Here is a 26,339-nt window from a genome sequence, read left to right on the forward strand (position 1 = left end):
CCCCCACCCATTCGGCCGCGTAGCCCAGCGCCGCCGCCGCGCCCACGGCCCCCGCCGCGCGCCCGGCGCCCAGGCGGGACGCGGCGAAGCATCCCGCGCCCGCCGTCAGCAGGCCCACCACCGGTCCCGTCCAGCGCACCGGATCCGGCCGCACCCCCGACGCGACCTGCGCCGCCACCATCGACGCCAGGCAACCGGCGCCCGCCGCCGCGAAGCGGCGCCCCCCTCCCCCGGGACCTGCGGCCCGAACACGACGCCGCGCCACCACCTCCGCGCCTCCCCTCCGGAGCGAACCGCCGCGGCGCCGCCCGTCCCGCCGCGGGCTCCGCACCGGCGCGCGTTCGCGTTGGCCCAGGCGAACGGTCCGCACGATCGTCGCGCTACCCACAGCGACGCATCCCACACGGAGGGCGCCGGGCGTGCCGGGCCGAGCAGGCCGATCGCGCTTCGACCGATCGCGCGGACCGGACGTTCTCGCTGCTCACGGCGTTGGAGCGGGGCCCGATAAATCGCTGGCACCCGCCGGGAGGCCGTTGGTACCGTGGCGGCCGTTCGTCCGATCCGCCACCGGGCCCGCCGGCCCTAGAAAAGAGACTTTGTGTCCCGGCCAGCGCCGAGCGCGCTTCGCTGCACCGCCTGACCAGGCGTCCGTCCCGTCCCGCCGTCCGTCCCGGACGGTGACCGGACCCGGACCTCAGGCGCTCTCACCCGGCCCGCACATGAACGGGGCCGGGTGCAATGTCGAGGCCGCTCGGCCTGCTCTTGCTGTCGTTCCAGACTTCTCAGCAAGGGGTATCCCGGGTGTCCAGAACCACTTCGCACAACAACCTGCTCGGCACTTTCACCTGCGTGCGGTGCGGCCTGACCGTGTCCTCCGCCGCCGCCGACGGCACGCGCCGCAACCACTGCCCGTCGTGCCTGCACTCACAGCACGTTCACGACCACGTCGAAGGCGGCCCCAGCGACTGCCGGGGCAGGATGTCGCCGATCGCCATCGCCGTGCTTCGCACCGGCGACTGGACGGTCATCCACCGGTGCGTGCTCTGCGACGAGCTGACCTCCACCCCCGTCTGCGCCGACGACAACCAGCTCATCCTGATGCGCATGGCCGTGCGGCCGCTGGCGCAGCCGCCGTTCCCCCTCGAAGTCTTCGCCGATCTGTGAAGCGGAGAGGAGCGGATCGACCATGCCGAGACGAGTACGCGACCACGGCGAGCGCGCGGGGACCGCACGGCGTCCGCAGCGGCGCAAGGACGTCCTGCACCGCCGGGGCGGGCACCGGGCGAACGCCTTCCGGTGCGCGGGCTGCCGGCTGGAGGTGCCGCCGGACGCGCCCGGCACCACGCACCGCAACCACTGCCCGAACTGCCTCGCCAGCCTGCACGTCGACCGGCGGGTCCCCGGCGACCGGGACGCGGACTGCCGCGGCCGGATGGACGCGCTGGGCGTGTCGGTGCGGCCGGACGGCGAATGGATGATCATCCACCAGTGCGCGTCCTGCGGGGAGCTGAGCGCCAACCGGATCGCCGGCGACGACAACGCCCTGGCCCTGGTGCGCCTGGCCCTCAGGCCGCTGCGGGACACCGGCGTCGCCCACCGCGCGCTGCTCGCGCTGTGAGCCGGCGGCCGTCCCGGCCGCCGGGGGCGCCGCGGGCCGTGAGCGGCCCGCCCTAGCGGGAAGGCCGGCGGGCCGGACTCCACGAACCCGGGGTCCGGCCCGCCGCGTCCTCACCCACGACGACTTCCACCCCGTCGATCTCCTCCATGCGGGCCAGGCCGATCCGGACCGGTAGACCGCCCGCAACACGCGTGGCCGCCGCTCCGGCTGGGAAGGTGATCGTTATGACCTCCGGAGATGCGCCCGACGGGAAAGCCGCCAAGAAATTCGCCCGGATGCTCCTGCGCGCCTGCCACGACGCCAGGATGGCCGACCCCACCGCCGAGGTGGCCGCTCAGATGCTCGGGGTCAACGGCTGGACGAACCTGGTGATCCGCCCCGCGACCTCGGAGTTCACCCGATGGCTGACGGCCCAGGGGCTGGCCGGCGACGGCCCGAACGGCACGGTGGTCATGCCCTTCAACGGCAGCCGGGCCCAGGCGGCCGCCCTCGCCCGCACTCTCACCGGCCGGATGCCCGGCGTGACCAACGTGCGCGTCACCGACGGCACCCCGCCCTGGCCGTCCTCCTACCACGCCCGCCTCGCGCAACTCCAGGACGCGAACGGCACCCAGCACCAGACCGGCGACCCGATCAACAATCACGGGTGATCGGGCGGGACGCACGGGGGCCGCCGGCGCGGGGTTCCGCGCGTCAGCCCCGGCCGAGGACGCAGAACTCGTTGCCCTCCGGGTCGGCCAGCACCGTCCACGGGACCTCGCCCTGACCGAGGTCGACGTCGCTCGCGCCGAGGGTCCGCAGCCGGTCCACCTCCGCCGCCTTGCCGTCGATCGGGTCCGGCAGGAGGTCCACGTGGATGCGGGACCGCGCGGACGGGCCGCCGTCCGTGCGGCGGAACTCCAGGTACGGCCCGACCCCTTCGGCGGAACGCAGTACCGCGCGGTCGTCGGTCACCTCGTGCGGCGTCCAGTCGAGCGCCCGGTTCCAGAATTCGGACACGGCCCGCGGGTCGGCGCAGTCGACGACCACCGCGGCGACCGGGCCGGTGTCCCGGTAGGTCTCCCGGGGCTCCGCCACGGTGAACACGTTGCCCTCCGGGTCGGCCAGCACCGTCCACGGGACGTCGCCCTGACCGAGGTCGACGTCGGTCGCGCCGAGCTCCCGGAAGCGCGCGACCAGCTCCTCCTGGTGGGCGGCGGAGGCGGTGGCGAATTCCAGGTGCACGCGGTACTTCACCGCTTCGGGGTCGGGCACTTTGACGAAGTCGATGTAGAAGGCCGCTGGGTCCGGCCACTCGAAGCCCTCGGGCTCGAGATTGGTCACGCCGGGGCCCTCGCTGGAGACCTTCCAGCCGAGGGCCTCCGCCCAGAACCCGCCGAGGGCCGAGTCGTCTCCTGCCTTGAAGTTCACCTGAACGAGTCGCAGCATGCCGATGATCATAAGCCCAGGTAGGAGGGCTCCGGGCACGGCGCGAAGGGCTGGGAGCCCGGACCGGGACCGATGCACGTGGTGGCCGCGCCCATGAGGAGCAGGATCAGGACGAGCATGCGCCTGCGACTCAGCCGGCGCCCGCTGAGCCGCCGCGTGGCGCGCACGAGGCCGCGCGGGCCCGCCCGTCCAGAGGACGGGCGGGCCCGCGGTGAGCTCCGGCGGCCTCCCCTACAGGTGGTCGCGCGGGATGCGGAGGTTCCAGTCGTCCGAGTGGATCCGGCGGTCGTTCTCGTAGCCGTCGAGCTGCGCGTGGACGTGGAACTCGTCCTCGGTGCAGGTCAGGACCGTGCGGGTGACCGTCCGCGTGTCCCAGTCCCCGCGGCGGAACGTCATGGTGGAGACGACTTCGCCCTCGGCGGACGTGAAGTCGTCGGCCACCCAGCCGTACCGCTGGTCGACGCGCCGGCCGACCTCCAGGTCGAGGGAGTCGAACCGCTGGACGCCGCCGTCCTTGACGACCTCCAGCGCCGACTCGTAGCCCACCAGGTCACGCGAGACCCGCCACTGCTGGTCGCCCGGGCTCACCTGCGCGGTGCGCAGCGGCGGCGCGCCTTCCGGCTCGTCGAACGGCCGCATCGACACCTCGTCGGACTCGGCGACCGGCCGCACCGGCAGGATCAGCCGGCTGCCGCCGGTGAACACCGAGAGCCTGGCCTGGCGCGGCGGCGGCCACGCCAGCGGCCAGTACGAGGTGGACAGCGACAGCCGGACGCGGTGGCCCGGCGGGAACGCCTGGGCGACGCCGTTGAGCCGGACGCGCACCCGGTAGCGGCGGCCCGGTTCCACGGGCTCGGGGTCGTCGTCGCCGTCCCGGTGCGTGAGGTTGAGCAGCCCGTAGGTGACGCGGGTGGCGCGGCCGTCCGGCGCCACGTCGGAGAGCCGCGCGGCGATCATGGCGACCGGTTCCGAGGCGGCCACGTCGAGTTCGACGACGGGACCGCCGAGGATCTCGCAGCGCTCGGTGAGCACGTCGCTGTCGAAGACGAGCGAGCCGCCGTCCTCCTCACGCTGGTCGTAGGGCAGGTCGGGCGGCGCGCTGTAGGAGCACCACTTGCCGGCGAACTGCCCCACCGACAGCGGCGACTGGATCGTCAGCTCCTCCACGGGCGCCTCCTCCCCCGGACGGGCGATCCGGTGCGGGGCCAGCGGCAGCGCGTCGCGCCGGACGTGCGGCGACGGCCACGAGGGCTCCCCGACCCAGCGGCCGGGGCGCTCCTCGTAGGAGGTGGACGGCGGCACGCTGTCCTGCATCCAGGTGCGCAGCATCGGCTCGTCCATCACGTCGTTGTCCTCGTCCTTCAGCCACCGGTCCCACCAGCGCACGACCTCCTGGAGGAAGCCGATGGCCGGGCCCGGCTCGCCCAGGTGCGGGTACCGGTGCGACCACGGGCCGATCAGCCCCTTGCGGGGGACGTCGAGGTGCTCCATCAGCCGGAACACCGCGTTCGAGTACCCGTCGGCCCAGCCGCATACCGCGAACACCGGGCACCGGACGGCCGGGTAGTCCTCGCAGACCGACGCGCGGCGCCAGTAGCCGTCGCGGCGCTGGTGGCCGAGCCAGTTCTCCAGCCACAGGCCGCTTCCCTCCAGGCGCTCCTTCCACATGTCCCGCCAGCGGTCGCCGACCAGCGCGGGGTCGGGCGGGCAGGTGGTGTAGGCGAACATCGTGGACGCCTCGGCCAGGTTGTCCGACAGCAGGCAGCCGCCCATGTAGTGCATGTCGTCGGCGTACCGGTCGTCGGTGAAGGAGGCGATCACGATGGCCCGCAGGCTCGGCGGCCTGCGGGCCGCCACCTGGAGTGAGTTGAACCCGCCCCAGGAGATGCCCATCATCCCGGTGCGCCCGTCGCACCAGGGCTGGTCGGCGAGCCAGGCCAGCACCTCCTCGGCGTCGCGGTGCTCCTGGTCGAGGTACTCGTCGGTGAGCACCCCCTCCGACTCCCCCGTGCCGCGGATGTCGACGCGCACGCAGGCGTAGCCGTGCCCCGCCATGTACGGATGGTGGATCGAGTCCCGCACCGCCGTGAGGTCGCGCTTGCGGTACGGGATGTACTCCAGGACCGCCGGCACCGGTTCGTCGTCGGAAACCACGGGACGCCAGAGCCTGGCCGCCAGGCGGGTCCCGTCCGACATCGGGATCCACAGGTGCTCCTCTTCCTTCACCGCCCACGGCAGTGCGGTGACCTCACGCATCGCTCCCCCCAGGTCGCTTCGTTCCCTCGGTCGTGCCTTGTCTCATCCGTCGTCCGGACCGCCGTCGTCGAAGACGAACCCCAGCGCCTTGACGCACCGGTCGTACTTGTCCTGGAGCTCCTCCTCGTCGGCCGCGGCCACGCTGATGTGCGCGAGCTCGTGGCTGTAGCTGTCCTCCGCCTGCGGCGCGTCCGACAGCCGCTGCCCCACGTCCACCAGGGGGTGGATGCTCACCCCCGCGATCTCCCGCTCGGCCCGCGCGATCTCCTCCGCGCCCGCCCGGTCGCGGACCACGCCGTCGGAGAAGCGCCGCAGGTACCACTTGGCGGCCAGCGCGTAGGGGCCCTTCCGGTCCGGCAGGCTCGGATCCCTTCCCAGCGCGAGGCTGAGCATGCAGTGGTGGTTGGGCATCCCGTCGACCTCCTCGAACAGCCGGGCGTGCGACTGGGAGTGGCGCGGGTTGATTTCCAGCAGGCCGACCTCGCCCGTCTCCGGGTCGCAGAAGTACTCGATGCTGAACGTGGAGTTGTCCAGCCCGACCTGCGCGATCACCCGCGTGGAGACGTCCTCCAGCTTGCGCTGCATCTCGGCCGGCAGCCGGGACGGGTACTGGTGGCGCAGGAAGCTGGACCTGCCGGGGTAGGTGATGGAGTCGAGCAGGCCGTAGACCTCGATCTCCCCGTCGCGGACGTACCCCTCGACGGCGGCGCGGGCGCCCGACATCGCCTCCTCCGCGAGGCACGCCTCCCCGCCGGCCTCCGCGATCTCCGGCGGCAGGTCGAGCAGGCGCAGCACGTGGTCGAAGGGCCTGCCCAGCCGGCCGATGCCCTCGCGGATCCGCGCGACCGCGTCCCGGAACTGGGCGTCGTCCGCCACGTGGAAGGCCAGTTCCGAGGACACCGACTTCACCGGCTTCAGCCACATCGGGTACCGCATGCCCTCCGGCGGCCGCTCGGCGTCCTCGAGGTCCAGCAGCGCGAACCGCGGGTACGCGTCGGTCACCTTCCGCTGCTCGAGACGGCTCCAGTACTTGTGCTCGCACTTGACCACCGCCTCCAGATCCGGCCCGCGCAGCCCGAACCGGCGGGTCAGGATCGGCACCATGGTGCTGACCGGGAAGTCCCAGTAGCCCACGATCGCGTCGACGCTCCCGTCGAACTCCTCCAGCCGCCGCTGCGCCTTGTCGAGCAGAGCGGCGATGTCGATGTCGCCGTGCAGCAGCTCCTCCGGGCCGAGCAGGGGGTGGAACCGGTACTGCTCGGCGTCCGGGACGTCGAGCAGGGTGTCGAAGTTGTCCTCTTCCAGGCCGAGCACAAAGACGTTGACGGCTTCCATCCAGGGGGACCTCCTCGCTTTCGTCATGGCGAAGTTGCCTCCAGGCAAAGACCCAAACGTGGGCGGCGCCACCCACCGCCGTCCGAGCCCGGCGCATGGAGCGCTCGGCCGCGACGCGCGCACCCGGCAAGTCCGATCCCCCGGACGGACGCGAAAGATCGAAATCGGCGCCCCTTTCCCGATATCGTCGGGCGATGCAGCGGGCCGGGGGGATCGAATTGGTGGCGGCCGGAACGCTCGTGGGGGCGATCGGCCTCGGCCTGGTCGCCGCGGGGACGGGGACCTTCCTGGAGACCCGGACGTTCACCCGGATCGAGTGCGGTTCCGTCTCGGTGGAGAGCGGTACCGTCCGGCACTGCACGGGCGAGAGCCCCGCTCAGGCGACCGCGAACGACGCGGCCCGGCGGGACGCCGCGACGGCCGCGCTGCGCGCCCAGCGGGACGGAGAACCGCGGCGGCGCACCCGGTTGGCGTTCGTCGACCGGGACGGGCGGCGCGACCCGCAACAGGTCACCGCGTCGCGGGTGGGCGGCCAGTGGATCGCCCACTCCGACGGCCTGGTGCGCACGGGCACGGTGGTGGCGATCGCCGGGTGCCTCGTCCTCCTCGTGGGCCTCTACCGCGTGCGCCGAGGCTGACCGGCGCGTCCGCCCCGCCGGGGAGCGGACCCCGTCCGCACGCCTGACCTGCGCCGTAACGGGAACGGTCACCGGCATGGACATCGACCTCAGCGGACGGACCGCGTTCGTCAGCGGCTCGACCAAGGGCATCGGCCGCGCCATCGCCGCGGGGCTGGCACGGGCCGGAGCGACCACCGTCGTCAACGGACGATCGGAGCGGAGCGTCACCGAGGCCCTCGACGCGCTGCGTTCGGAACTGCCGGGCGCCGACCTGCGCGGCGCGGCGGCCGACGTCGCGACGGCCGAGGGCGCCCAGGCGGTGCGTGACCAGGTGCCCGACGTCGACATCCTGGTGAACAACCTCGGAATCCTCGGCGCGCATCCCGTCCTCGAGATCGACGACGACGAGTGGCGGCGCTACTTCGAGACCAACGTGCTGTCGGGGGTGCGCCTCGCCCGCCTCTACCTCCCCGGCATGATGTCGCGGGGCTGGGGACGGGTGCAGTTCATCGCGAGCGACTCGGCGGTGGCGATCCCCGAGGAGATGGTGCACTACGGCGTGTCGAAGACGGCGCTGCTCGCCGTGTCGCGCGGTTACGCCAAGGCCGTCGCGGGCACGGGCGTCACGGTCAACACCGTCCTCGCGGGCCCGACCCACACCGAGGGCGTGGAGGACTTCGTCTCGCAGATGGTCGGGGACGACCTGCCCTGGGACGACGCGCAGCGCCGGTTCATGGTCGAGCACCGCCCGAACTCGCTGCTCGAGCGCCTCATCGAGCCCGCGGAGATCGCCAACATGGTCGTCTACCTCGGCTCCGCGCACGCCTCCGCCACCACGGGTGCGGCGGTACGCGTCGACGGCGGCTACGTCGACTCGATCCTGCCCTAAGGCGTCTCCACCGGAAGGCGGTGCGGTCGGCTCGTCCCCATCCGCACGGCGGCCGGTTTCGTCCTCACCGCCACCGCCCTCGTCTTCGCCGGAACCGCCGCCACGGCGGCGGGCTCGTTCCCCGACCCCGCGCCCGGTGGCCCGATGCGGCCCCACGAGCCGGACGTCACCGGCCCCCGCAACCTGGACGGGATCACGGCCCGGGCCACCCGGAACGCGGGACGCAGCGTCACCGTCGCGTTCGACCGCCGCAGCCGGACGGCCCAGGACACGGTGCCCGCCGCCGCGCGCCGGTTCGTGTTCCTGTTCGACCGCTCGATCACCTTCACCCCCGAAGCGTTCCCGACCTGCGCGCGGACGACCATCGACGCCGAGGGCGTCCAGGCGTGCCCGCCGGGCTCCCGGGTCGGCTCCGGCCGTTCGACCGCGTTCGACGGATCCGGACAGGACGTCCTACTGTTCAACAGCCGGGTCGACGGTGTGCCCGGCGCCCTGGTCGTGATCCCGGAAGCCGGCATGATTCTGGAGCAGACCTTCGCACGGGCCTCGGCGCCCTACCGCCGGACCCACCGCTGGACACTGGACGAGATCGTGCCGCCCACGCCCGTCCCACCGGGGTCGGCACGCGGGAACGGCCCGCTTCGAGCTCTCCTTCGACGCCACCCGCATGGTCGGCGGCCGCCCGGTCGGCTTCGCCGAGACCACGGCACGCCCCGGCGCACGCCTCCGCTTCGGCCTATGGAGCGGCGCTGGCCCGGGCGGACAAACCGGGCCACCATGTTCTCGCGGTGGGGTTCGCTGCAGCGGACGTGGCCGAACTGCTGACCGAAATTTCCGACGGCGGTGGCGGTGCGGCAACCGGCGGCGTCTCGGAAGTGCTGGCCCGGAGGGAGCCGTTCCCGCACGACGGCGACCTGCGTCTCGGCTTCGAACCGGTCGGCTACGACCATCGCTGGCACACCTGGACCTGTCTGGGCGGCCTCGTCGACGACGTCCGACGGGCCACCGGCGTCCGGCCCGGGCGATGGGGGCTCATCCAGGACGAGGCTGAAGCGCACCGGGCCGCTCAATGGCTCACCTGGTCGGGCAACGGCGCCCCCAAGGTGTACGTCTGGACGGCCGCGCTGCTCGCGGACGTCCGGTGAACCCCGGTATCGGCGGGTTCGTGACCTGTTCGCGTCGGCTGAAGCGGTAGGGGCGCTCCATCATCAAGGGCCTCCCCCACTCCCGAGCCCGCCTTCGCCGTCTCCCTGCGCAGGGGCGGAGGTGCGGAGTGCGCGGGTGCGGTTCACTTCGGCGAGCCGGTGGACGACCGAGGCCACGGCGCGCGGCTCCTGCGGCTCACCGAATCCAGGACCGCGACCGCGTCCTCGCGAACCGGGTTCCAGATCTCGGCGCGGAGTTCGGCGTGCCGGTCGGACACGCCGATGATCTGGGCGCGGCGGTCGTCGGTGCTCGGCCTGCGGGTCGCGACCGCGTCGAACAGGGCCTCGGTCTCCGTGTGCAGCTCACGGATCGCGCGCAGGACACCGGGCACGCCGGGCCGACGTCTCACCTTGCCGCGTGCCCCCTTCGCGGTGATCAGTCGCGGTGATCAGGCGTTTGTCTCGCGGGTGAGGCCGAGCAGGCGGGCGGCGTTGCGCTTGAGGATCTTGGGACGGACGCCGGGTTTGATGTCGAGCGCCGCGAAGTCGGCGAGCCACCGGTCGGGGGTGATGACGGGGTAGTCGGACCCGAACAGGACCTTGTCCTGCAGCAGGCTGTTGGCGTACCGGACGAGCTGGGGCGGGAAGTACTTGGGCGACCAGCCCGACAGGTCGATGTACACGTGCGGTTTGTGGACGGCGACGGCGAGGGCCTCGTCCTGCCAGGGGAACGAGGGGTGCGCCAGGATGATGCGCAGGTCGGGGAAGTCGACCGCGACGTCGTCGACGAGCATGGGGTCGGAGTACTTCAGCCGGATGCCGCCGCCGCCCGGGACGCCGGCGCCGATGCCGGTCTGGCCGGTGTGGAACAGCGCCGGGACGCCCAGCTCCTCGATGGCCTCGTACAGCGGGTAGGCCATCGGGTCGTCGGGGGCGAACGCCTGGATGCTGGGGTGGAACTTGAACCCGCGCACCCCGTGCTCGGCCACCAGGCGGCGGGCCTCGCGCACCCCGGCCGCGCCCTTGTGCGGGTCGATGCTGGCGAAGGGGATCAGGACGTCGGGGTGTTCGGCGCAGCTTTCGGCGACCTCTTCGTTGGCGATGCGGGGCCGGCCGGTGGCGTGCTCGGCGTCCACGGTGAACACCACCGCGGCCATCTTCCGCTCCCGGTAGTGGGCGGCCGTCTCGCCGATGGACGGCTGCCGGTGGCCGTGGGCCTTGAAGTGCTTCTCGGAGGCGCCGAGCAGCTCGGGGCCGAGCGAGCGGTGCCCGGTCTTGGAGATCTCGGCGTGGGTGTGGACGTCGATCGCGACCAGCCCGTCGACATCGATGTCGGGCATCTCAGCCTCCCGGGGCCGCGTCGACGATCGTCCTGCTGCCGTCCGGCCGCATGCCGCACTCCCCGTGATCGACAGGAACCCTGCTGATCCGACAGTCTTCCGACGACCAGGTTTCCTGTCAATCGCCGGTGCGGGATCGATGGCAGGATCTGAGCGTGGACGACTTCGCGAAGGACGAGCGGACGACCGGCGGCCGGTCGGCGCCGTCACTGCTCTACATGGTCAAACGGCTGGAACTGGCCGTCCGGTCGAACCTGGACGACATCGTCCGCCCCGCCGGGGTGACCGCACTGCAGTACACGGCCCTCACCGTCCTGGAACGGCACGACGGCCTGTCCGCGGCCCGGCTGGCCCGCGACTCGTTCGTCACGGCCCAGTCGATGGCCGACATGGTGCGCATCCTGGAGCGCCGCGGGCTCATCCGGCGCGAGCGCAACCCCGCCAGCCGCCGGGAACTGCTCATCCGCCTCACCGACGCGGGACGCGCGCTGCTGGCGGAGCTCGCCGAACCGGTCCGCCTGCTGGAGCGGCGCATGCTCGACGACCTGACCGCACGGCAGGAGGAGCAGTTCCGGCTGGCTCTGTCGCGGGCCTGGCGCGCCCTCTCCTGAACCGCGGACCGCCTTCTGGCGCTCGGCGACGGTCGCGCCCGGCCCGCCCGGCCGTCCGTTCCGGCGCCGCATGCCCGGCGAGCGGCGCTCGACACGGCCGCGCGACCTCTACAATCCCGAAGGTGACCGGATACGACGATCTCGAAGCGTTCGAGGGCCTGGGCGCCTCCGCACTGCCCGCACGCCAGCAGCGGATCCTGGTCGCGATCCGGGACTGGGTGGTCAGGTACGGGTATCCCCCGAGCACGCGCCAGATCGGTGACGCCGTCGGCCTGCGGTCCGCCTCGTCCGTCTCGCGGCACCTCGCGAGCCTGGAGGAGAAGGGCTTCCTGCGGCGCGGCGCCTCGGCGTCCCGCCCGATCGACGTGCGGGCGTTCCTTCGCGAGGGCCCGGGCCACGAGCCCGACGAGGCGGTGACCGTCCCCGTGGTCGGCCACATCGCCGCCGGCGCCCCCATCACGGCCGAGGAGCACGTCGACGACACGCTGTCGCTTCCCCAGGAGCTCACCGGGCGCGGCACCGTGTTCGGCCTGCGCGTGCGCGGTGACTCGATGGTCGACGCCGCGATCTGCGACGGCGACCTCGTCGTGGTCCGGCAGCAGCCCGAGGCCCACTCGGGGCAGATCGTCGCCGCGATGCTCGACGGCGAGGCCACGGTCAAGGTCTACCGGCGCCGCAACGGCCACGTCCTCCTCGAACCGCGCAACCCCACCTACGAGGCCATCGACGGGGACGACGCCGTCATCCTGGGCATCGTCGTCTCGGTGCTCCGCAGCATCTGAGCGTCCTCCCCCCACGATCCCATCGCCGGGGAAAAATAAATCCGGTGGTGCGTCGATCCGCCGAGACGCCGTTCGACCTTTGGACGACACACCCGTCCGGGGCGGCCGTCCCGGACGCATCAAAAGGAGCATCGCGATGGGATTCATCAAGTCCAGCCTCTTCATCTCCCTCGACGGCGTGATCGAAGCCCCGGAGACCTGGCACTTCCCCTACTTCGACGACCAGATGGGCGCCGTCGTCGGCGGACTGATGAACGAGGCGGAAGCGACCCTTCTCGGCCGCCGCACCTACGAAGGGTTCGCGTCCTACTGGCCGAACGCCGACCCCGCCGACCCGATGACCGAGGCCATGAACAGCGCGCGCAAGTTCGTGGTGTCCGACACCCTGACCGAGGCGACCTGGCGGAACTCCTCGCTCATCAGCGGCGACGTCGCCGCGAAGCTGACGGCGCTCAAGGCCGACACCCGGCTCGGCACCACCGGCAGCGCCGCGCTGGTGCGGTGGATGCTGGGGCAGGGACTGATCGACGAACTGCACCTGCTCGTGCACCCGATCGTCGTCGGACACGGCGCGAAGCTGTTCGGCGACGGCCCGACCGTCCCGCTGAAGCTGCTGTCCTCGACGACCTTCGACGCCACCGGCGTCGTGCACCTCGTCTACACCAACGGCGACGCTCCCAAGGAGGAGTCGGCCGCCTCCTGAACCGGGACCCGTCGCGCTTCGCACCGCCGATCGCCGGAAGCCATCGCCTGGCGATCGGCAGCGCCCGCCTTTACGTTGTAGATCACGATCGGGCGAGACGGGCGGCGGAACCCGGAACCTCGCCGGAGGCCGTCAGGAGATGGGGGCGTTGTAGCTCATCAGAGCAGCGCTCTGCGCCGTCACCGCGAGTTCGGTCACGGCGCATGCGCGGACCCGGGGGAACACGGTCCGGTAGCGGGACGGGTCGATGCCGAGCAGTCCGCACAAGGTCAGCCGCAGCAACGTGTCGTGCGCAACGATCAGCACTCGCTCGCCCCTGTGACGGGACGCGGCGCGCCGCAGTGCCGCCGTTCCCCGTTCGACGGCCTTGCGCGGATCTTCGGCGCCCGGGAACGCACCGTGCACGGGGTCGGCGAGGAACGCCTCGACGTCCGCCGGCGGCAGCTCGGCGAGGGTGCGGCCCTCGGCCGAGCCGAAGTCCAGTTCGGTCAGGCCGCCGTCGATCAGGATCGGACGGTGCAACGCGGACGCGGCGGGCGCGGCCGTCGCGCGGGCCCGGTTCAGCGGCGACGCCCAGACCGCGTCCACGCGTTCCCCCGCCGCCCAGCGCCCGAGGCGTTCGGCCTGGTCGCGGCCCGCATCGGTGAGCGCGATGTCGCTCACCCCCGCGTAGCGGTTCTCCGCCCGCCACTCGGTGTCGCCGTGCCGGACCAGGTAGAGGGTGCTGCTCATCGGTCGTCACCCTTGCTTCCGTGCATCCGCGGCCGCCTCGCGGGCGACCGTTTCTCCGCCGTCCCGCCGCGGGCCGGATCGAACGGACACCCTCGCACGGTATGACCCCTCTAAAATATCATCAATAGACGTGAAATTATAATATCAAGACACCATACCGAGCTTGGGAACGCGGCCCGCGGGACACGGTGACCACGGCGACGCCGGGCCGGTGCCCCTCATCCGGCTGTTAGAAGGCGCTCGGCACCGGCACGATTTTTGTTAACATCGCGGTGCCCAATTGCCGTTCGGTGCAGCCGGTCACCCGTCCTGGAGTGCGCGGCGACGAGAGGATCGCAGCATGACCAAGGACAACAGCGGCCGCCGCGGGCCCGAGGCGCGGCGGCGGGCGATCGCCGACCACGTGCTGTCGGTGGGTTCGGCCGGCGCGGGCGACCTGGCCGAGCGCTTCGGCGTGAGCCTGATGACGGTCCACCGCGACCTGGACGAGCTGGAGCGGCAGGGCATCGTCCGCAAGTACCGGGGCGGCGTGACGGCGCAGCCGTCGGGGGTGTTCGAGAGCAACGTCGCCTACCGGATGAAGTCCATGCAGGCGGCCAAGAACGCGGTCGCCGCCAAGGCCGCCGCACTGGTGGAGCCGGGCATGTCGGTCATGCTCGACGACTCCACCACCACGCTCGCGCTGGCCCGCAGACTGGGCGGCGTCACCCCGCTGACGGTGATCACCAACTTCCTGGAGACCACCAACCTGCTGGCGCGCGAGCGCGACGTCAGGCTGGTGGCCCTCGGCGGCGAGTACGACGCGCTGCACGACTCCTTCCTCGGCGTCTCCTGCGTGGACGCGATCAGCGCGCTGAACGTCGACCTCTGCTTCGTGTCGACCTCGGCCGTCTCCGCCGGGTTCACCTACCACCAGGAGCAGCACATCGTGTCGGTCAAACGGGCCATGCTGGAGTCCGCGCAGCGCAACGTCCTGCTGATCGACCACTCCAAGCTCGGCCGCGTCGCGCTGCACCGGGTCGCGCCGCTGTCGGTGTTCGACCGCGTCATCGTCGACGACGGCGCGGACGCCGAGGCGCTGCGCGAACTGGACGAGCACAAGGTCGCCTACGAGGTGGCCGTCACCAGGTAGGCGAGGCGCCGCGCGTCCGCCTTCCCGAGGCGAGGTCGGCGGGTCGGCGGGGACGCCCCCGGGCTCGGAACGACGTTCCGGCGCGTGGCGCGTGTGCGGGCCGGCGGCGCGAGGTCGGGATGTTCGCCGGGCGGCGGAGCGGAGACGCCTGCGAACGGTGACCGTCGCAGCACACATAACACATGATCTTGTTGTTTTCGCATCTCCTTGTACCGCTCCAGGTCGCGGCCCGTGCGAGTACCGGGGACGGGCTCGGGCATGCGGCCGCAACCGTCGGTCCTGACCAGTGTGGACCTGACCAGCAACATGCCCCTGGAGCGGGCCGGGAGCGGTCGCGCCCGCCGCTTCCCGAGGGCCCAGGTCATACGCGCAGAACGGCAGGTATGCGATGTCTTGACACCTATCAGCCGCATCTCTACGCTCAACCTCACACTTCTTGATGTTAAATACCAAGAACTTGATTCAGGATCGAGGGCGGCGTCATGACCGGCCATTCCCACGAGGCGCTGGCTCCGTACGGCCTCCGTTGCGAGCACCTGGCCGAGCCGCTGGGGATCGACGAGCGCTCCCCGCTGCTGTCGTGGCGGCTCGCCTCCGGTCGCCGGGGCGACACGCCCGCCTCGTGCCGCGTCCTCGTCCGGGACGAGGACGGCGCGACGGTCTGGGAGAGCGGCGAGATCGCCGACCCGGCCGCCGTGGCCGTCCGCTACGCGGGCGCGCCGCTCGAGCCGCGCACGCGGTACCGCTGGCAGGTGGCCGTGACGGCCGCGGACGGCGCGCGCGGCGAGGCGTCCTCGTGGTTCGAGACCGGCCGGTTCGGCGCGGCGGACTGGCGGGCGTCCTGGATCGCCCACGACCCGGACGCCCTCGACGTCGTGGACGCGCCCGAGGAGGGCGAGCTGGCGCTCGCCGACCACGGCCTGTCCCCCGCCGTCCGGCTGCGCCGCCCCTTCGACGCGCCGGACGCGCCGCCCGTCCGCGCCCGCCTCTACGTCACCGCGCGCGGCCTGTACGAGATGCGGATCAACGGCCGGCGCGTCGGCGACCACGAGCTCGCGCCGGGCTGGACCGACTACCGCGACCGCGTCGACTACCAGACCTACGACGTCACCGAGCTGATCGGGGCGGGCGAGAACGTCCTGGCGGCCACCCTCGCCGACGGCTGGTGGAGCGGCTTCGTCGGGTTCGATCCGCGCCGCCTCGGCGCCCACTACGGGAGCTTCCCGCAACTGCTGGCCGAGCTGCATCTGGACCACGCCGACGGCCGCCGCGAAGTCATCGGCACCGACACGTCCTGGTGGACCCGCCGCTCCCCCCTGCGGTACGCCGACCTGCTGAAGGGCGAGTGCCTCGACCTGCGCCGCGAGACCCCCGGCTGGGACCGTCCGGGCTTCGCCGCCGCGGACTGGCTGCCCGCGCTGGTCACCGGCACCGACCGCGACCTGCTCACCGCGTCGGTCGCGCCGCCGGTCCGCGCCGTCCGGGAACTGGCGCCCCGCGGCGTCACCCGCGTCGGCGACGAGCGCCATCTGGTCGACTTCGGGCAGAACTTCGCCGGCCGGGTGCGGCTCACCCTCCGCGATCCGGCCCCCGGCGCCCGCGTCGTGGTCCGGCACGCCGAGGTCCTGGACGAGAACGGCGCCCTCTACACCGACAACCTGCGCACCGCCGAAGCCACCGACGTCCTCATCGGGGGCGGCAGCGGCGGCGAGGTCGTCTTCGAGCCGCGCTTCACCTACCACGGCTTCCGCTACGCCGAGGTGACCGGGCTCGCCGAGTTGCGCAGCACCGACATCACCGGCGTCGTCCTGCACAGCGACACCCCCTGGACGGGCGACTTCGCCTGCTCCGATCCCGACGTCGAACGGCTGCACGCCAACATCGCGTGGGGCCAGCGGTCGAACTTCGTCAGCGTCCCGACCGACTGCCCCCAGCGCGACGAGCGGCTGGGCTGGCTCGCCGACGCGCAGGTGTTCCTGCCGACCGCGTGCCTGAACGCCGATGTCGCCGCGTTCTTCGAGGGCTGGCTGCGCGAGGTGCGCGGCGCCCAGTCCCCCGACGGCTGCTTCACCAACGTGGCCCCGCGGCTGGCCGGGGTGGCCGACCAGGGCGCGCCGGGCTGGGGCGACGCGGGCGTCCTGCTCCCGTGGCACCTGTACCGGACGTACGGGGACGAGCGGTTCCTGGAGCGCAACCTCGACGCGATGTGCGCCTGGGTCGACTTCGTCCACCGCCACAACCCCGACCTGGTGTGGCGGAACCGCGTGGGCCCGCACTTCGCCGACTGGCTCGCGCCGACCCCCACGCCGCGCGACGTGGTGGCCTGCGCCTACTTCGCCCGCAGCGCCGAGCTGACGGCGCGCGCGGCCGGCGTGCTGGGCAGGGACGGCCTCGCGACGAAGTACCGGACGCTCGCCGCGCACATCCGCAAGACGTTCAACGAGCGCTTCGTCTCCCCCGACGGCGGGATCGAAGGCGACACCCAGACGGGCTACCTGCTGGCGCTGGCGTTCGACCTGCTGCCCGAGGACCTGGTGCCGCGCGCCGCGGGACGCCTGGCCGAGCTGGTCGAGGCCGCCGGCCCCGGCCCCCGCACCGGATTCCTCGGTGTCGGGCTGCTGGCCCCGGTGCTGGACGGCATCGGCCGTCCCGACCTCGCGCACGCGCTGCTGCGCCGCACCGACCCGCCGTCCTGGCTGTACCCGCTGCGGCAGGGGGCGACCACCGTGTGGGAGCGCTGGGACGGCTACACCCCGGAGCACGGGTTCCGGGCGGCGGCGATGAACTCGTTCAACCACTACGCGCTGGGCTCGGTCGGCGAATGGCTCTACCAGGGCGTCGCCGGGCTGGCCCAGGCGCCGGACTCCACCGGCTACCGCGAGCTGCTGATCCGGCCCCGTCCGGGCGGGCTGGAGTGGGCCCGGGCCGCCTACGAGTCGGTCCGCGGCACCGTCCGCGCCGCCTGGAGCCGGACGGACGGCGAGCTGCGGCTGGAGGTGGGCGTGCCGCCCGGCGCGACCGCGACCGTCCACGTGCCCACCGGTGATCCCGCGAGCGTGCGCGAGGGCGGGACGCCGGTGGCCGACGCCGCCGGGGTCACGGTCCTGGGCACCGGGCCTGGAACGCTCCTGTGCCGGGTGACCTCGGGGGACTACCGCTTCACCGCGGACGACCCGGCGGGCGCCGTCCCCTAGCCGACTCGGCGGGAACGGCCGCCGCGGCCCCGGCCGCGGCACCTGCGGCGGCCCGTGCGGGCCGCCGGATCCCTCGCGGCACAGGGCCGCGGGGTTCGAGGAGGACACATGACAACGTCGCTTCGGACAGCTTCTCTCACCCGCCGCGGCTTCCTCGGGCTGAGCGGCGGGGTCGCCGCCATGGGCGCGCTGGCGGCCTGCGGCGGGACCTCGGGCTCGGGCGGCGGCGCCGGAACGCTCCAGCTCGTCGGCGTCGCCGACCAGCAGAAGGCCATCGAGCTGCTGGTCAAGCAGTACACCGAGAGCAAGTTCAACACCTCGTTCGCGCCGACCGACCAGGTGCAGACCTCGGTGCGCACCCGGCTCGGCGCGGGCAACGCCCCGGACGTCCACGTGGTGTTCCCGGGCAACGGCTCGGCGATGAGCATGGTGCAGATCTCCCAGGCCGGGCTGCTGGCCGATCTCAGCGACCAGGCGTGGACCGGGCGCGTCCCGGAGACGCTCAAGCCCGCCTTCCAGAACGACGGGAAGACCTACGTCTACTCCGCCGGTTCGAGCGTCATCGGCGCCGTCTACAACAAGAAGGTGTTCGAGGACGCCGGGGTCGAGCCGCCCAAGACCTGGCGGGAGTTCCTGGACGTCTGCGAGAAGATCAAGGCCAAGGGCAAGGTCCCGATCGCGCTGGGCGCGCAGACCCCGTGGGTCACCCAGCTGATCACCTACGCGCTGGTCCCGTCCACCGTCTACGCGAAGAACCCGCGGTTCGACGAGCAGATGAAGGCGGGATCGGCCGGTTTCGCGGGCTCCGGCTGGGAGCAGGCGTTCGAGATGTACCTGGAGCTGCAGAAGCGCGGGTACTTCAACGACAACCCCAACGGCACCACCTTCGAGCAGCAGACGGCCATGGTCGCCACCGGCGAGGCCGGGATGGCGATCCAGGTGTCGGCGGTGCTGCCGGACTTCCGCAAGCAGGCCGCCGGCCCGGACGCCCTCGGCATGTTCCCGGTGCCGGGCGCCGACGCCGAGAAGGACTGCTGGATCCCCGCCGGCGTGGTGGTCGGGCTGGGCGTCAGCGCGCGCAGCAAGAACCTCGACGAGGCCAAGGCGTTCGTGGAGTTCCTCGGCGAGCAGAAGAACATGAACACCTGGGCCGAGGCCGTGGCCTGCATCCCGCTGACCCGCGACGGCTCCTCCAAGATCGACCCGGTGCTGGAGTCGTTCCTGCCGTTCGTCGACGGCGGCAAGGCCGTCCCGTTCATGGACCAGGGCTGGCCCAACGCCGAGGTGCAGCCGGCGCACTTCGCCGCCGTCCAGGAACTGCTGGGCGGGCGCACCACCATCGCCGAGGCGCTGGCCAAGCTGGACGAGACCTACCGGAAGAAGTCCTGAGCCGTGACCTCCACCCTCGGTTCCGCCCCGGCCGCGAAGGAGACCCGCCCCGCGAAGCGGCCGCCCGCCCGGCGCCGGCGCCGCGGCGGGTTCCTGAGCCCGCCGTGGTGGTTCGCCGCCCCCGCCCTGGCCGTGTACGCGCTCGTGGTGCTGTACCCGGCCGCGGCGGGCACGGTGTACGCCTTCACCGACTGGAACGGCCTCGGCGAGCGCAGCTTCATCGGCCTGGACAACTTCTCCCGGTTGTTCGACGACGAGGCGGCGCGCGGGTCCCTGGTCAACACGCTGCTGCTGACCGTGGCGATCGTGTTCGTGCAGAACGGCATCGGGCTGCTGCTCGCGCTCGGCGTGCACACCAAGATCAAGTCGCGGTCCGCGCTGCGAGTGATCTTCTTCGCCCCGGCCGTGGTCAGCCCGGTGATGGTGGCGTTCCTGTGGAAGTACATCTACAACCCCGCGCCCGAGGCGGGCGTCAACGGCATCCTCGGCGCGATCGGCCTCGGCGGGCTCCGGCAGGACTGGCTCGGCGACCCCGGGCTGGCGCTGTGGTCGGTGGCGGGCATGGTGGTCTGGCAGTTCGCCGGCTACTCGATGGTGATCTTCCTGGCCGGGCTGGAGGGCGTCCCGGAGGAGCTGCACGAGGCGGCGATGATCGACGGCGCGGGGCGGTGGCAGCGGTTCCGGCACGTCACCTGGCCGCTGCTGGCGCCCGCCGTCACCATCAACCTGATGCTGTCGACCATCGGCGGCCTGAAGCTGTTCGACCAGGTGTACGCCGCGACGAACGGCGGCCCGGGGTACGCCAGCGAGACGCTGTCCACGGTGCTCTACAAGCAGGCGTTCGTGTTCGGCAACTACGGCTACAGCACCGCGATCGCCCTGGTGCTCGCCCTGTTCGTCGCCGCGGTGTCGATGGTGCAGATCTACTACCTGCGCGGCCGGGAGGTCTCGGCATGAGCGGCGGACCCGCACGGACGGCCTGGGGGGCCGCCCTCGGAAAGGACTCAGCATGAACCCCAGGTACGGGCTGCGCACCTTCGGCCTGGAGCTGGTGATGATCGCCGCCGCCGTGGCCTTCCTGTTCCCGGTGTACGCGCTGATCACGATGTCGTTCAAGGATCCCCGGCAGATCGCCGAGTCGCCGCTGGCGCCGCCGTCCAGCCCCGCCCTGGACAACTACGCCAACGCCTGGACGCGCGCGGAGATCGGCCCCGCGCTGATGAACAGCACGGTCATCACGGTGGTCAGCCTGATCGCGCTGATCGCGATCGGCTCGCTGGCCGCCTACCACCTGTCGCGGCAGGTGACGCGGCTGGGCTACGCGATGTACATGCTGTTCCTGCTGGGCATCGTGCTGCCGTTCCAGCTCGGCATGATCCCGCTGTTCAAGATGGTGGACTCGGCCGGGCTGCTCGGCACCTATCCCGGGATCATCGTCTTCTACACCGGCATCCAGCTGCCCTTCACGATCTTCCTGTACACGGGGTTCGTCCGAGCGCTGCCGCGCGACTACGCCAACGCGGCCCTGATCGACGGCGCCGGGCACTTCCGCGCGTTCACCCAGGTGGTGTTCCCGCTGCTGCGGCCGATCACCGGCACGGTACTGATCCTCAACGCGGTGTTCATCTGGAACGACCTGCTGACGCCGCTGCTCTACCTGGGCGGCTCCACGCGGGAGACGGTCCCGGTGCGGATCTTCGCGTTCGTCGGCCAGTACGTCTCCGACAACGGGCTGGTGTTCGCGGGGCTCGTGCTGGCGTCGCTGCCGATCCTGGCGGTGTTCCTGGTGCTGCAGAAGTACGTCATCAAGGGCTTCGCCAGCGGGCTGAAAGGATGAGCACCGCGATCCCGCCGCGGCTGCGGGCCGTGCTGGACGCGCCGCCGCGCACCCACTCCCCCGCGCCGATCTGGTGGTGGAGCGGCGAGCGGCTGGACCGGCGGCGCCTGCGCGACCAGCTCGAGCGGTTCGCGTCCGGCGGCGTGTACAACCTCGTGGTCCTGAACCTGGCGCCGTCCGGTCCGATGTTCGGCGCGGACGCCGACGAGCCGGCGTTCTTCACCGACGCCTGGTGGGAGCTGCTCGACGGCGTCTGCGAGGACGCCCTGGAGCTGGGCGTCTCGCTCTGGTTCTACGACCAGCTCGGGTTCTCGGGCGCCGACCTGCAGGCGCGGCTGGTGCGGGACGCGCCCGCGTTCGCCGGGCAGTGGCTCGGCCGGGACGGCGGCGTCTCCGCGCGCGGTTTCGACTACCTGTCGGCGGAGGCGTGCGCCGCCCTGCTGGACCGCGTCCACGGCGAGTACGAGCGGCGGCTGGGGCATCGGCTCGGCACCGCCATCGTCGGCTCCTTCCAGGACGAGCTGCCGTCGATCCCCACCTGGACCCCGGGGTTCGCCGCGGAGTTCGCCGCCCGCCGCGGCTACGACCTCGCCCCCCACCTGCCGTCCCTGTGGCGGGGAGGGGACGAGGCGGACCTGCGGGTCCGGCGCGACTACCACCTGACCCGGGGGGAACTGGCCGAGGAGGCGTTCTTCCGCCCGCTGGCCGAATGGCACCGGCGGCACGGGCTGCTGCACGGCTGCGACCAGCAGGACCCCGCGCGCGCCGGGCATCCCGTGGACGGCGTCCGGCTGTACGCCGACTACGCCCGCACCCACCGCTGGTTCGGTGCCCCGGGCTCCGACCACCACGGCGACGCGCGGGTGCACTCGTCCCTGGCCCACCTGTACGGGCGCGACCGGGTGTGGATCGAGGCGTTCCACTCCAGCGGGTGGGGCGGGACGCTGGAAGAGACCTTCGACTGGCTCCTGCCGTGGCTGCGCGCGGGCGCCACCCTCTTCAACCCGCACGCCGCCTACTACACCACCAAGGCCGGCTGGTGGGAGTGGGCGCCGCCGTCCACGGACTGGCGCCAGCCCTACTGGCGGCACCACCGCGTCTTCGCCGAGGCCGTCACGCGTCTGTGCGCGGCCTTGTCCCTCGGACGGCACGTGTGCGACGTGGCCGTCCTGTTCCCCACGGCGACCGCGCAGGCCGGGTCCCGGCTGGACGGCGTCGACGCGTTCGCCGCCGAGGCCCAGGAGACCTACCGGGCGCTGGTCGGCGACATGGCGTGGTTCCAGATGGTTCCGGGCGTCCTGGACCGGTCGGGGGTCGACGCCGACGTCGTGGACGACGACTCGGTGCGGCGCGCCGCGGTCCGCGACGGGCGGCTGGCGGTGGCGGGCGAGTCCTACGGGACGGTGCTGCTGCCGGCGTGCACGGTGCTGGAGGGCGACACCGCCCGCCGCCTCCTCGAACTGGTCGAGGCCGGCGGGCGGGTCGTCGCGATCGGCCCGCCGCCCCGGCTCGGCGTCGGCGACCCCGGGGCCGGCGCGGCCGTGGCCCGGCTGGCGTCCCGCGTCGAGACCGTCGCCGACGCCGAATCCCTCGTGCCCGTCCTGCGGGGCGCGCGGCGGGTGGAGGCGCCCGTCCCCGCCCTGGTGCGCGAGGTGGACGGCGCGACGGTCGTGTTCGTGACGGCCAGCGCCGCGATGGCCAGCCGCGTGTCGGTGGGCCGCCCCGACGAACGCGGCATCGACCTGGGCTGGCTGGACGTCGCGTACGACTTCGACCCCGGCCGCTACCACCGGGACATGCCGGTGCGGGTCAACGGCGTCGCGGGACCGGCTTTCCTGGCCGGCCCCTTCGGCGGCGAGCCGCGGCCCCTCCCCACGGTGCAGGGGCCGTCGTGGGTCGACGTGGTCGTCCCGTTCGACGACGCGCCCGCCGCTCTGCTGATCTTCCCCGGCGGCGGCGGGGACGGCGCCACGCGGCCGCCGCCCGAGCGCCCCGGCCGCGAGATCGTCCTGGGCTCCGCCTGGGACATGGAGCTGGTGCCGACGCTCGACAACACGTGGGGCGACTTCGCCCGGCCCCGCGGCGGCATGCCCGTGCTGGAGAGCTGGCGGTTGTCGCACCGGGCCGGCGAGGAGCCGTCCGCGGAGGGCTGGAAGCCGGTCCACGCGACGTTCGGCCCCCACGCGGTCTGGACCGACACCGCATCGACCGACACCGCCTCGACCGGCGCCGGCCACGAGTGGCGGCCGATCGTCTACTCCGACACCAGGGGGATCCGCAAGGACCCGATCCACCGGGCGGTCCTCGGCCCCAAGGGGCACGTCCCCGAGGAGTTCCTCGACTTCGGCCGGATCGAGGCGGGACGGCAGGTGGTCGTGCGGACGCGCATGACCGTGCCGCCGCCGGGCGGCCACCTGGTGATCGGGGCTCCGGCCGCGAAGACCGCCGTCCTGGACGGCGAGGCCGTGCCGCTGGACGACCACGGGTACCTGGCGGTGTCCGAGGCCCGGCTCCCCGCGGGCGAGTACACGCTGGAAGTTCGGCTGGTGCCGGAGGAGGACCTGCGGCTGCGCGGCCACCTGTCCGTCACCGCCGACCCCGCCGCCTGCGCGCGTCCCGAGTGGATGACCGCGCACGGCGACCCGCGTCCGGGCGCGGAGGTCGCGTTCACGGCGCGGCTGCCGGACGGCGGTGCGGGGGTCCTCCAGGTGGCGTCCGCCGCCGCCTGCCGCGTCCTGGTCGACGGCGTGGAGATCGGCCGCCAGGGCGGCTTCGAACCGTACGCCGAGCAGGACACGCCCCGCGTGGGCCGCTACACGCTTCCCGGCGGGACCGGCTCGCGGCTCACCGTCGTCCTCACCGAGGACCGGGCGCCCGCGAGCGTCCTGGTGGACGGCCCGGTCGTCTCCGGCGCCGGCTGGCGGGCGTCCCGTGCGGGGACGGCGGTGCGGGTCGTCGCCGGGCGCGCCCAGCACGGCGACCCGGCGGCCCTGCACCTGCACCGGCGCCCGCATCCCCTCCCCGGCGCCGGCTGGCTGGACGGCCGGGACGGCGGCGGCGCCGTCCTGCCGGCGGTCTTCGCCGTCCCGGGCGCGGGCCCGCGCACCGAGTGGCTGCGCTGCACGGTCCCTCCGGGCGCGACCCGCATGCGGTTCACCGCCCGGGCCGAGGTCGCCGGCGTCGTCCTGGACGGCATCGCGCTGCGCCACACGCGGATCGGCGACGCCGTCGAGGTCGAGCTGCCCGGCGACCGCCGCCCGGCCGGGACCGCGGAGATGCGGCTGCGCACCGACCCGGGCCACCGGGAGGGCGCCGCCCTCGCCGGACCCGTCCGGTTCGAGGTCGGCCCCGGCACGATCGAGCCGGGCGACTGGGAGGACGCGGGCCTGGCGGGCTACAGCGGCGGCGTCCGCTACCGCCGGACCCTCGACCTGGACGCCGACCCCGGGCGGGCCGAACTCGACCTCGGCGGCGTCCGGGGCACCGCCGAGGTGGCGGTGAACGGGACCTCGGCGGGCGTCCGGATCTGCGCCCCGTACGTCTTCGACCTGGGCACCGCGCTGCGCGAGGGCCGCAACGAGATCGAGGTCGTCGTCTACGGCACCCTCGCCCCGTACCTGGACGACGCCAGTCCGACCCACTTCGTCTTCGAGGGCCAGCGGACCACCGGTCTGCTGGGGCCGGTGGTCCTTCGCGTGACCGAGAAGGTCTCCCCGCCGCCCGGCTGACGCCGCGCCCCCTGCACGTCTCCGGGAGGAGTGCCGCATGACCGGAGCCCGGCACCGCACGGCCCGTCCCCTTCACGAGCGCGCGAAGCGCACCGACAGAGGAGAAGCCCGATGAGTGAGGCGATCACCGACCGCACGCTGCTGCCGCCCTTCGTCCGCCGCAAGACCCGCATCGGTCTGGTGGCGGGCGGGCTGGGCACGTACTGGCCCCAGTTCCCCGGTCTCCTGCCGCAGCTCCAGGAATCCGCCCGGCGGGTCTCGGAGCGGTTCCGGGACATGGACGCCGAGGTCACCGACGTCGGCTTCATCTCCGACGCGCAGGAAGGCGCGGCGGCCGCCGAGCGGCTGCGGAAGGCCGACTGCGACCTGATCGTCATGTTCCTGACGACCTACCTCACCGCCTCGATGGTGCTCCCGATCGCCCAGCGGTCGAACACGCCCGTCCTGGTCATCGACCTGCAGCCGACCGAGAAGATGGACCACGCGACGTTCGGGACGGGCGACTGGCTGGCGTACTGCGGGCAGTGCGCCGTCCCCGAGGTCGGCAACGTGTTCCGCCGGGCGGGCATCCCCTTCCGCTCGGTGTCCGGCCACCTCGAGCAGGAGTCGGCGTGGACGCGCATCGAGCGGTGGATCCAGGCCGCGAAGATCCGCGCGGCCCTGCGGCACGCCCGCCACGGCCTCATGGGCCACCTGTACCCGGGCATGCTCGACGTCTCCACCGACCTGACCCTGCTGCCCGCCACGTTCGGCAGCCACGTCGAGGTCCTGGAGTTCGACGACCTGCGCCACCGGGTGGAGCAGGTCACCGACGCCGAGGCGGCGGCCAGGATGGACCTCGCGCGGCAGGTCTTCACGCTCGACCCGAGCGTGGACGACGACGACTTCGCCTGGGGCGCCCGCGTCTCGGTCGGCCTCGACCGGCTGGTCGAGGACTTCGAGCTGGACAGCCTCGCCTACTACCACCGGGGCCTGGACGGCGAGCTGCACGAGCGCCTCGGCGCCGGGATGATCCTCGGCGCGTCGCTGCTGACCGCCCGCGGGCTGCCCGCGACCGGCGAGTACGAGCTGCGCACGTCCGTCGCCCAGCTCGCCACCCAGGTCGTCGGTGCGGGCGGGTCGTTCTGCGAGATCCAGTCCCTCAACTTCGAGGACGGCGTCGTGGAGATGGGCCACGACGGGCCCGCCCACCTCGCCGTCGCGAGCCGCGACCCGCTGCTGCGCGGCCTGGGCGTCTACCACGGCAAGCGGGGCTGGGGCGTGTCCGTCGAGTTCGACGTCCAGCACGGCCCCGTCACGCTGCTCGGCGTGGGACAGGACCGCGACGGGACGCTCGCGTTCATCGCCGCCGAGGGCGACGTCGTGCCGGGGCCGCTGCTCGAGATCGGCAACACCACCAGCCGCGTGGACTTCGGCCGCGACCCGGGCGAGTGGGTCGACGACTGGTCGGCCACCGGCATCGGCCACCACTGGTCCCTGTCGGTGGGGCACCGCGCCGGCGTCTACCGCGCCGCCGCGGACCTCCTCGGCGTCCCCTTCCGCGAGGTCTGACCGCGGCGCCGCCCGGAGGCGGGGGCCCGCGGGCCCCCGCCTCCGGCAC

Annotated in this window: 23 protein-coding genes and 1 pseudogene; 17 read left to right on the forward strand and 7 right to left on the reverse strand. The window is 73.0% G+C overall.

Going from position 1 to position 26,339, the window contains the following annotated elements; genetic code table 11:
- Window positions 1-181 (reverse strand): annotated as a pseudogene (locus tag DMH08_RS00005) (carotenoid biosynthesis protein); the annotation flags it as partial.
- Between the two features lie 620 nt (window positions 182-801).
- On the opposite strand from DMH08_RS00005, the gene DMH08_RS00010 reads away from it, so the two are divergent.
- From DMH08_RS00010 to DMH08_RS00020, 3 genes are all read left to right on the forward strand, one after another.
- On the forward strand, window positions 802-1,164 hold the full coding sequence (locus tag DMH08_RS00010) for an RNHCP domain-containing protein (RefSeq protein WP_026401480.1): 363 nt from the start codon (window positions 802-804) through the stop codon (window positions 1,162-1,164).
- Between the two features lie 22 nt (window positions 1,165-1,186).
- Entirely contained in the window at window positions 1,187-1,618 is a 432-nt protein-coding gene (locus DMH08_RS00015; protein ID WP_125610704.1) for an RNHCP domain-containing protein, read from the forward strand.
- Window positions 1,619-1,842: 224 nt separating this feature from the next.
- On the forward strand, window positions 1,843-2,268 hold the full coding sequence (locus DMH08_RS00020; protein ID WP_125610706.1) for a hypothetical protein: 426 nt from the start codon (window positions 1,843-1,845) through the stop codon (window positions 2,266-2,268).
- Window positions 2,269-2,311: 43 nt separating this feature from the next.
- On the opposite strand, the gene DMH08_RS00025 is transcribed toward DMH08_RS00020, so the two are convergent.
- From DMH08_RS00025 to DMH08_RS00035, 3 genes are all read right to left on the reverse strand, one after another.
- Window positions 2,312-3,046 carry a VOC family protein gene (locus DMH08_RS00025; protein WP_125610708.1) on the reverse strand — a complete coding sequence of 245 codons (735 nt, stop codon included), beginning with the start codon at window positions 3,044-3,046 and terminating at the stop codon, window positions 2,312-2,314.
- Window positions 3,047-3,277: 231 nt separating this feature from the next.
- Complete coding sequence (locus DMH08_RS00030; RefSeq protein WP_125610710.1) at window positions 3,278-5,302, reverse strand: CocE/NonD family hydrolase; 2,025 nt, start codon at window positions 5,300-5,302, stop codon at window positions 3,278-3,280.
- A gap of 42 nt (window positions 5,303-5,344) precedes the next feature.
- Entirely contained in the window at window positions 5,345-6,637 is a 1,293-nt protein-coding gene (locus DMH08_RS00035) for an ATP-grasp domain-containing protein (protein ID WP_125610712.1), read from the reverse strand.
- A 194-nt stretch (window positions 6,638-6,831) separates the two neighbouring features.
- Between DMH08_RS00035 and DMH08_RS00040 the strand changes: the two genes are divergently transcribed.
- The 4 genes from DMH08_RS00040 (at window position 6,832) to DMH08_RS00055 (ending at window position 9,291) form a co-directional block, all read left to right on the forward strand.
- The gene (locus DMH08_RS00040; protein WP_125610714.1) at window positions 6,832-7,275 is read left to right on the forward strand and encodes a hypothetical protein; all 444 of its coding nucleotides are present in this window, start codon (window positions 6,832-6,834) and stop codon (window positions 7,273-7,275) included.
- 76 nt (window positions 7,276-7,351) lie between these two features.
- The gene (locus tag DMH08_RS00045) at window positions 7,352-8,146 is read left to right on the forward strand and encodes an SDR family NAD(P)-dependent oxidoreductase (RefSeq protein WP_125610717.1); all 795 of its coding nucleotides are present in this window, start codon (window positions 7,352-7,354) and stop codon (window positions 8,144-8,146) included.
- A 144-nt stretch (window positions 8,147-8,290) separates the two neighbouring features.
- The gene (locus tag DMH08_RS00050) at window positions 8,291-8,971 is read left to right on the forward strand and encodes a hypothetical protein (RefSeq protein ID WP_199747527.1); all 681 of its coding nucleotides are present in this window, start codon (window positions 8,291-8,293) and stop codon (window positions 8,969-8,971) included.
- Window positions 8,956-9,291 (forward strand): hypothetical protein, encoded by a 336-nt coding sequence (locus DMH08_RS00055; RefSeq protein WP_199747528.1) that lies wholly within the window; start codon window positions 8,956-8,958, stop codon window positions 9,289-9,291. The genes DMH08_RS00050 and DMH08_RS00055 overlap by 16 nt, the downstream gene beginning before the upstream one ends.
- A gap of 143 nt (window positions 9,292-9,434) precedes the next feature.
- Here the strand turns inward: DMH08_RS00055 and DMH08_RS00060 are convergent, their stop codons facing one another.
- The gene (locus DMH08_RS00060) at window positions 9,435-9,701 is read right to left on the reverse strand and encodes a hypothetical protein (protein WP_125610719.1); all 267 of its coding nucleotides are present in this window, start codon (window positions 9,699-9,701) and stop codon (window positions 9,435-9,437) included.
- A gap of 39 nt (window positions 9,702-9,740) precedes the next feature.
- The gene (locus DMH08_RS00065) at window positions 9,741-10,631 is read right to left on the reverse strand and encodes an amidohydrolase family protein (protein WP_026401469.1); all 891 of its coding nucleotides are present in this window, start codon (window positions 10,629-10,631) and stop codon (window positions 9,741-9,743) included.
- 155 nt (window positions 10,632-10,786) lie between these two features.
- On the opposite strand from DMH08_RS00065, the gene DMH08_RS00070 reads away from it, so the two are divergent.
- The 3 genes from DMH08_RS00070 to DMH08_RS00080 all read left to right on the forward strand — a co-directional run bounded on the left by DMH08_RS00070 (window position 10,787) and on the right by DMH08_RS00080 (window position 12,727).
- Window positions 10,787-11,242: a MarR family winged helix-turn-helix transcriptional regulator gene (locus DMH08_RS00070; RefSeq protein WP_026401468.1), complete on the forward strand. Its 456-nt coding sequence runs from the start codon at window positions 10,787-10,789 to the stop codon at window positions 11,240-11,242.
- Window positions 11,243-11,364: 122 nt separating this feature from the next.
- A complete protein-coding gene (gene lexA / locus DMH08_RS00075) occupies window positions 11,365-12,024 on the forward strand; it encodes a transcriptional repressor LexA (RefSeq protein ID WP_125610721.1) in 660 nt (219 codons plus the stop codon).
- 136 nt (window positions 12,025-12,160) lie between these two features.
- Window positions 12,161-12,727, forward strand: coding sequence for a dihydrofolate reductase family protein (locus tag DMH08_RS00080; protein ID WP_125610723.1), 567 nt, complete (start codon window positions 12,161-12,163; stop codon window positions 12,725-12,727).
- A 132-nt stretch (window positions 12,728-12,859) separates the two neighbouring features.
- Here DMH08_RS00080 and DMH08_RS00085 read toward each other — a convergent pair whose 3' ends face one another.
- Window positions 12,860-13,459 carry a histidine phosphatase family protein gene (locus DMH08_RS00085; protein ID WP_026401465.1) on the reverse strand — a complete coding sequence of 200 codons (600 nt, stop codon included), beginning with the start codon at window positions 13,457-13,459 and terminating at the stop codon, window positions 12,860-12,862.
- Window positions 13,460-13,799: 340 nt separating this feature from the next.
- On the opposite strand from DMH08_RS00085, the gene DMH08_RS00090 reads away from it, so the two are divergent.
- The 7 genes from DMH08_RS00090 (at window position 13,800) to DMH08_RS00120 (ending at window position 26,290) form a co-directional block, all read left to right on the forward strand.
- Entirely contained in the window at window positions 13,800-14,591 is a 792-nt protein-coding gene (locus DMH08_RS00090; protein ID WP_026401464.1) for a DeoR/GlpR family DNA-binding transcription regulator, read from the forward strand.
- A gap of 482 nt (window positions 14,592-15,073) precedes the next feature.
- Window positions 15,074-17,785, forward strand: a complete 2,712-nt coding sequence (locus tag DMH08_RS00095) for an alpha-L-rhamnosidase (protein WP_125610725.1) — start codon at window positions 15,074-15,076, stop codon at window positions 17,783-17,785.
- A gap of 108 nt (window positions 17,786-17,893) precedes the next feature.
- Entirely contained in the window at window positions 17,894-19,174 is a 1,281-nt protein-coding gene (locus DMH08_RS00100) for an ABC transporter substrate-binding protein (protein ID WP_026401462.1), read from the forward strand.
- A gap of 3 nt (window positions 19,175-19,177) precedes the next feature.
- Window positions 19,178-20,131, forward strand: coding sequence for a carbohydrate ABC transporter permease (locus tag DMH08_RS00105; RefSeq protein ID WP_026401461.1), 954 nt, complete (start codon window positions 19,178-19,180; stop codon window positions 20,129-20,131).
- Window positions 20,132-20,183: 52 nt separating this feature from the next.
- Entirely contained in the window at window positions 20,184-21,011 is an 828-nt protein-coding gene (locus DMH08_RS00110) for a carbohydrate ABC transporter permease (protein ID WP_026401460.1), read from the forward strand.
- Window positions 21,008-24,739, forward strand: a complete 3,732-nt coding sequence (locus tag DMH08_RS00115) for a glycosyl hydrolase (protein ID WP_125610727.1) — start codon at window positions 21,008-21,010, stop codon at window positions 24,737-24,739. The genes DMH08_RS00110 and DMH08_RS00115 overlap by 4 nt, the downstream gene beginning before the upstream one ends.
- A gap of 111 nt (window positions 24,740-24,850) precedes the next feature.
- Window positions 24,851-26,290 carry an L-fucose/L-arabinose isomerase family protein gene (locus DMH08_RS00120; RefSeq protein ID WP_026401458.1) on the forward strand — a complete coding sequence of 480 codons (1,440 nt, stop codon included), beginning with the start codon at window positions 24,851-24,853 and terminating at the stop codon, window positions 26,288-26,290.
- The last annotated feature ends 49 nt before the right edge of the window (window positions 26,291-26,339 follow it).

The organism is Actinomadura sp. WAC 06369, assembly GCF_003947565.1.
Classification (GTDB): domain Bacteria; phylum Actinomycetota; class Actinomycetes; order Streptosporangiales; family Streptosporangiaceae; genus Spirillospora; species Spirillospora rifamycini.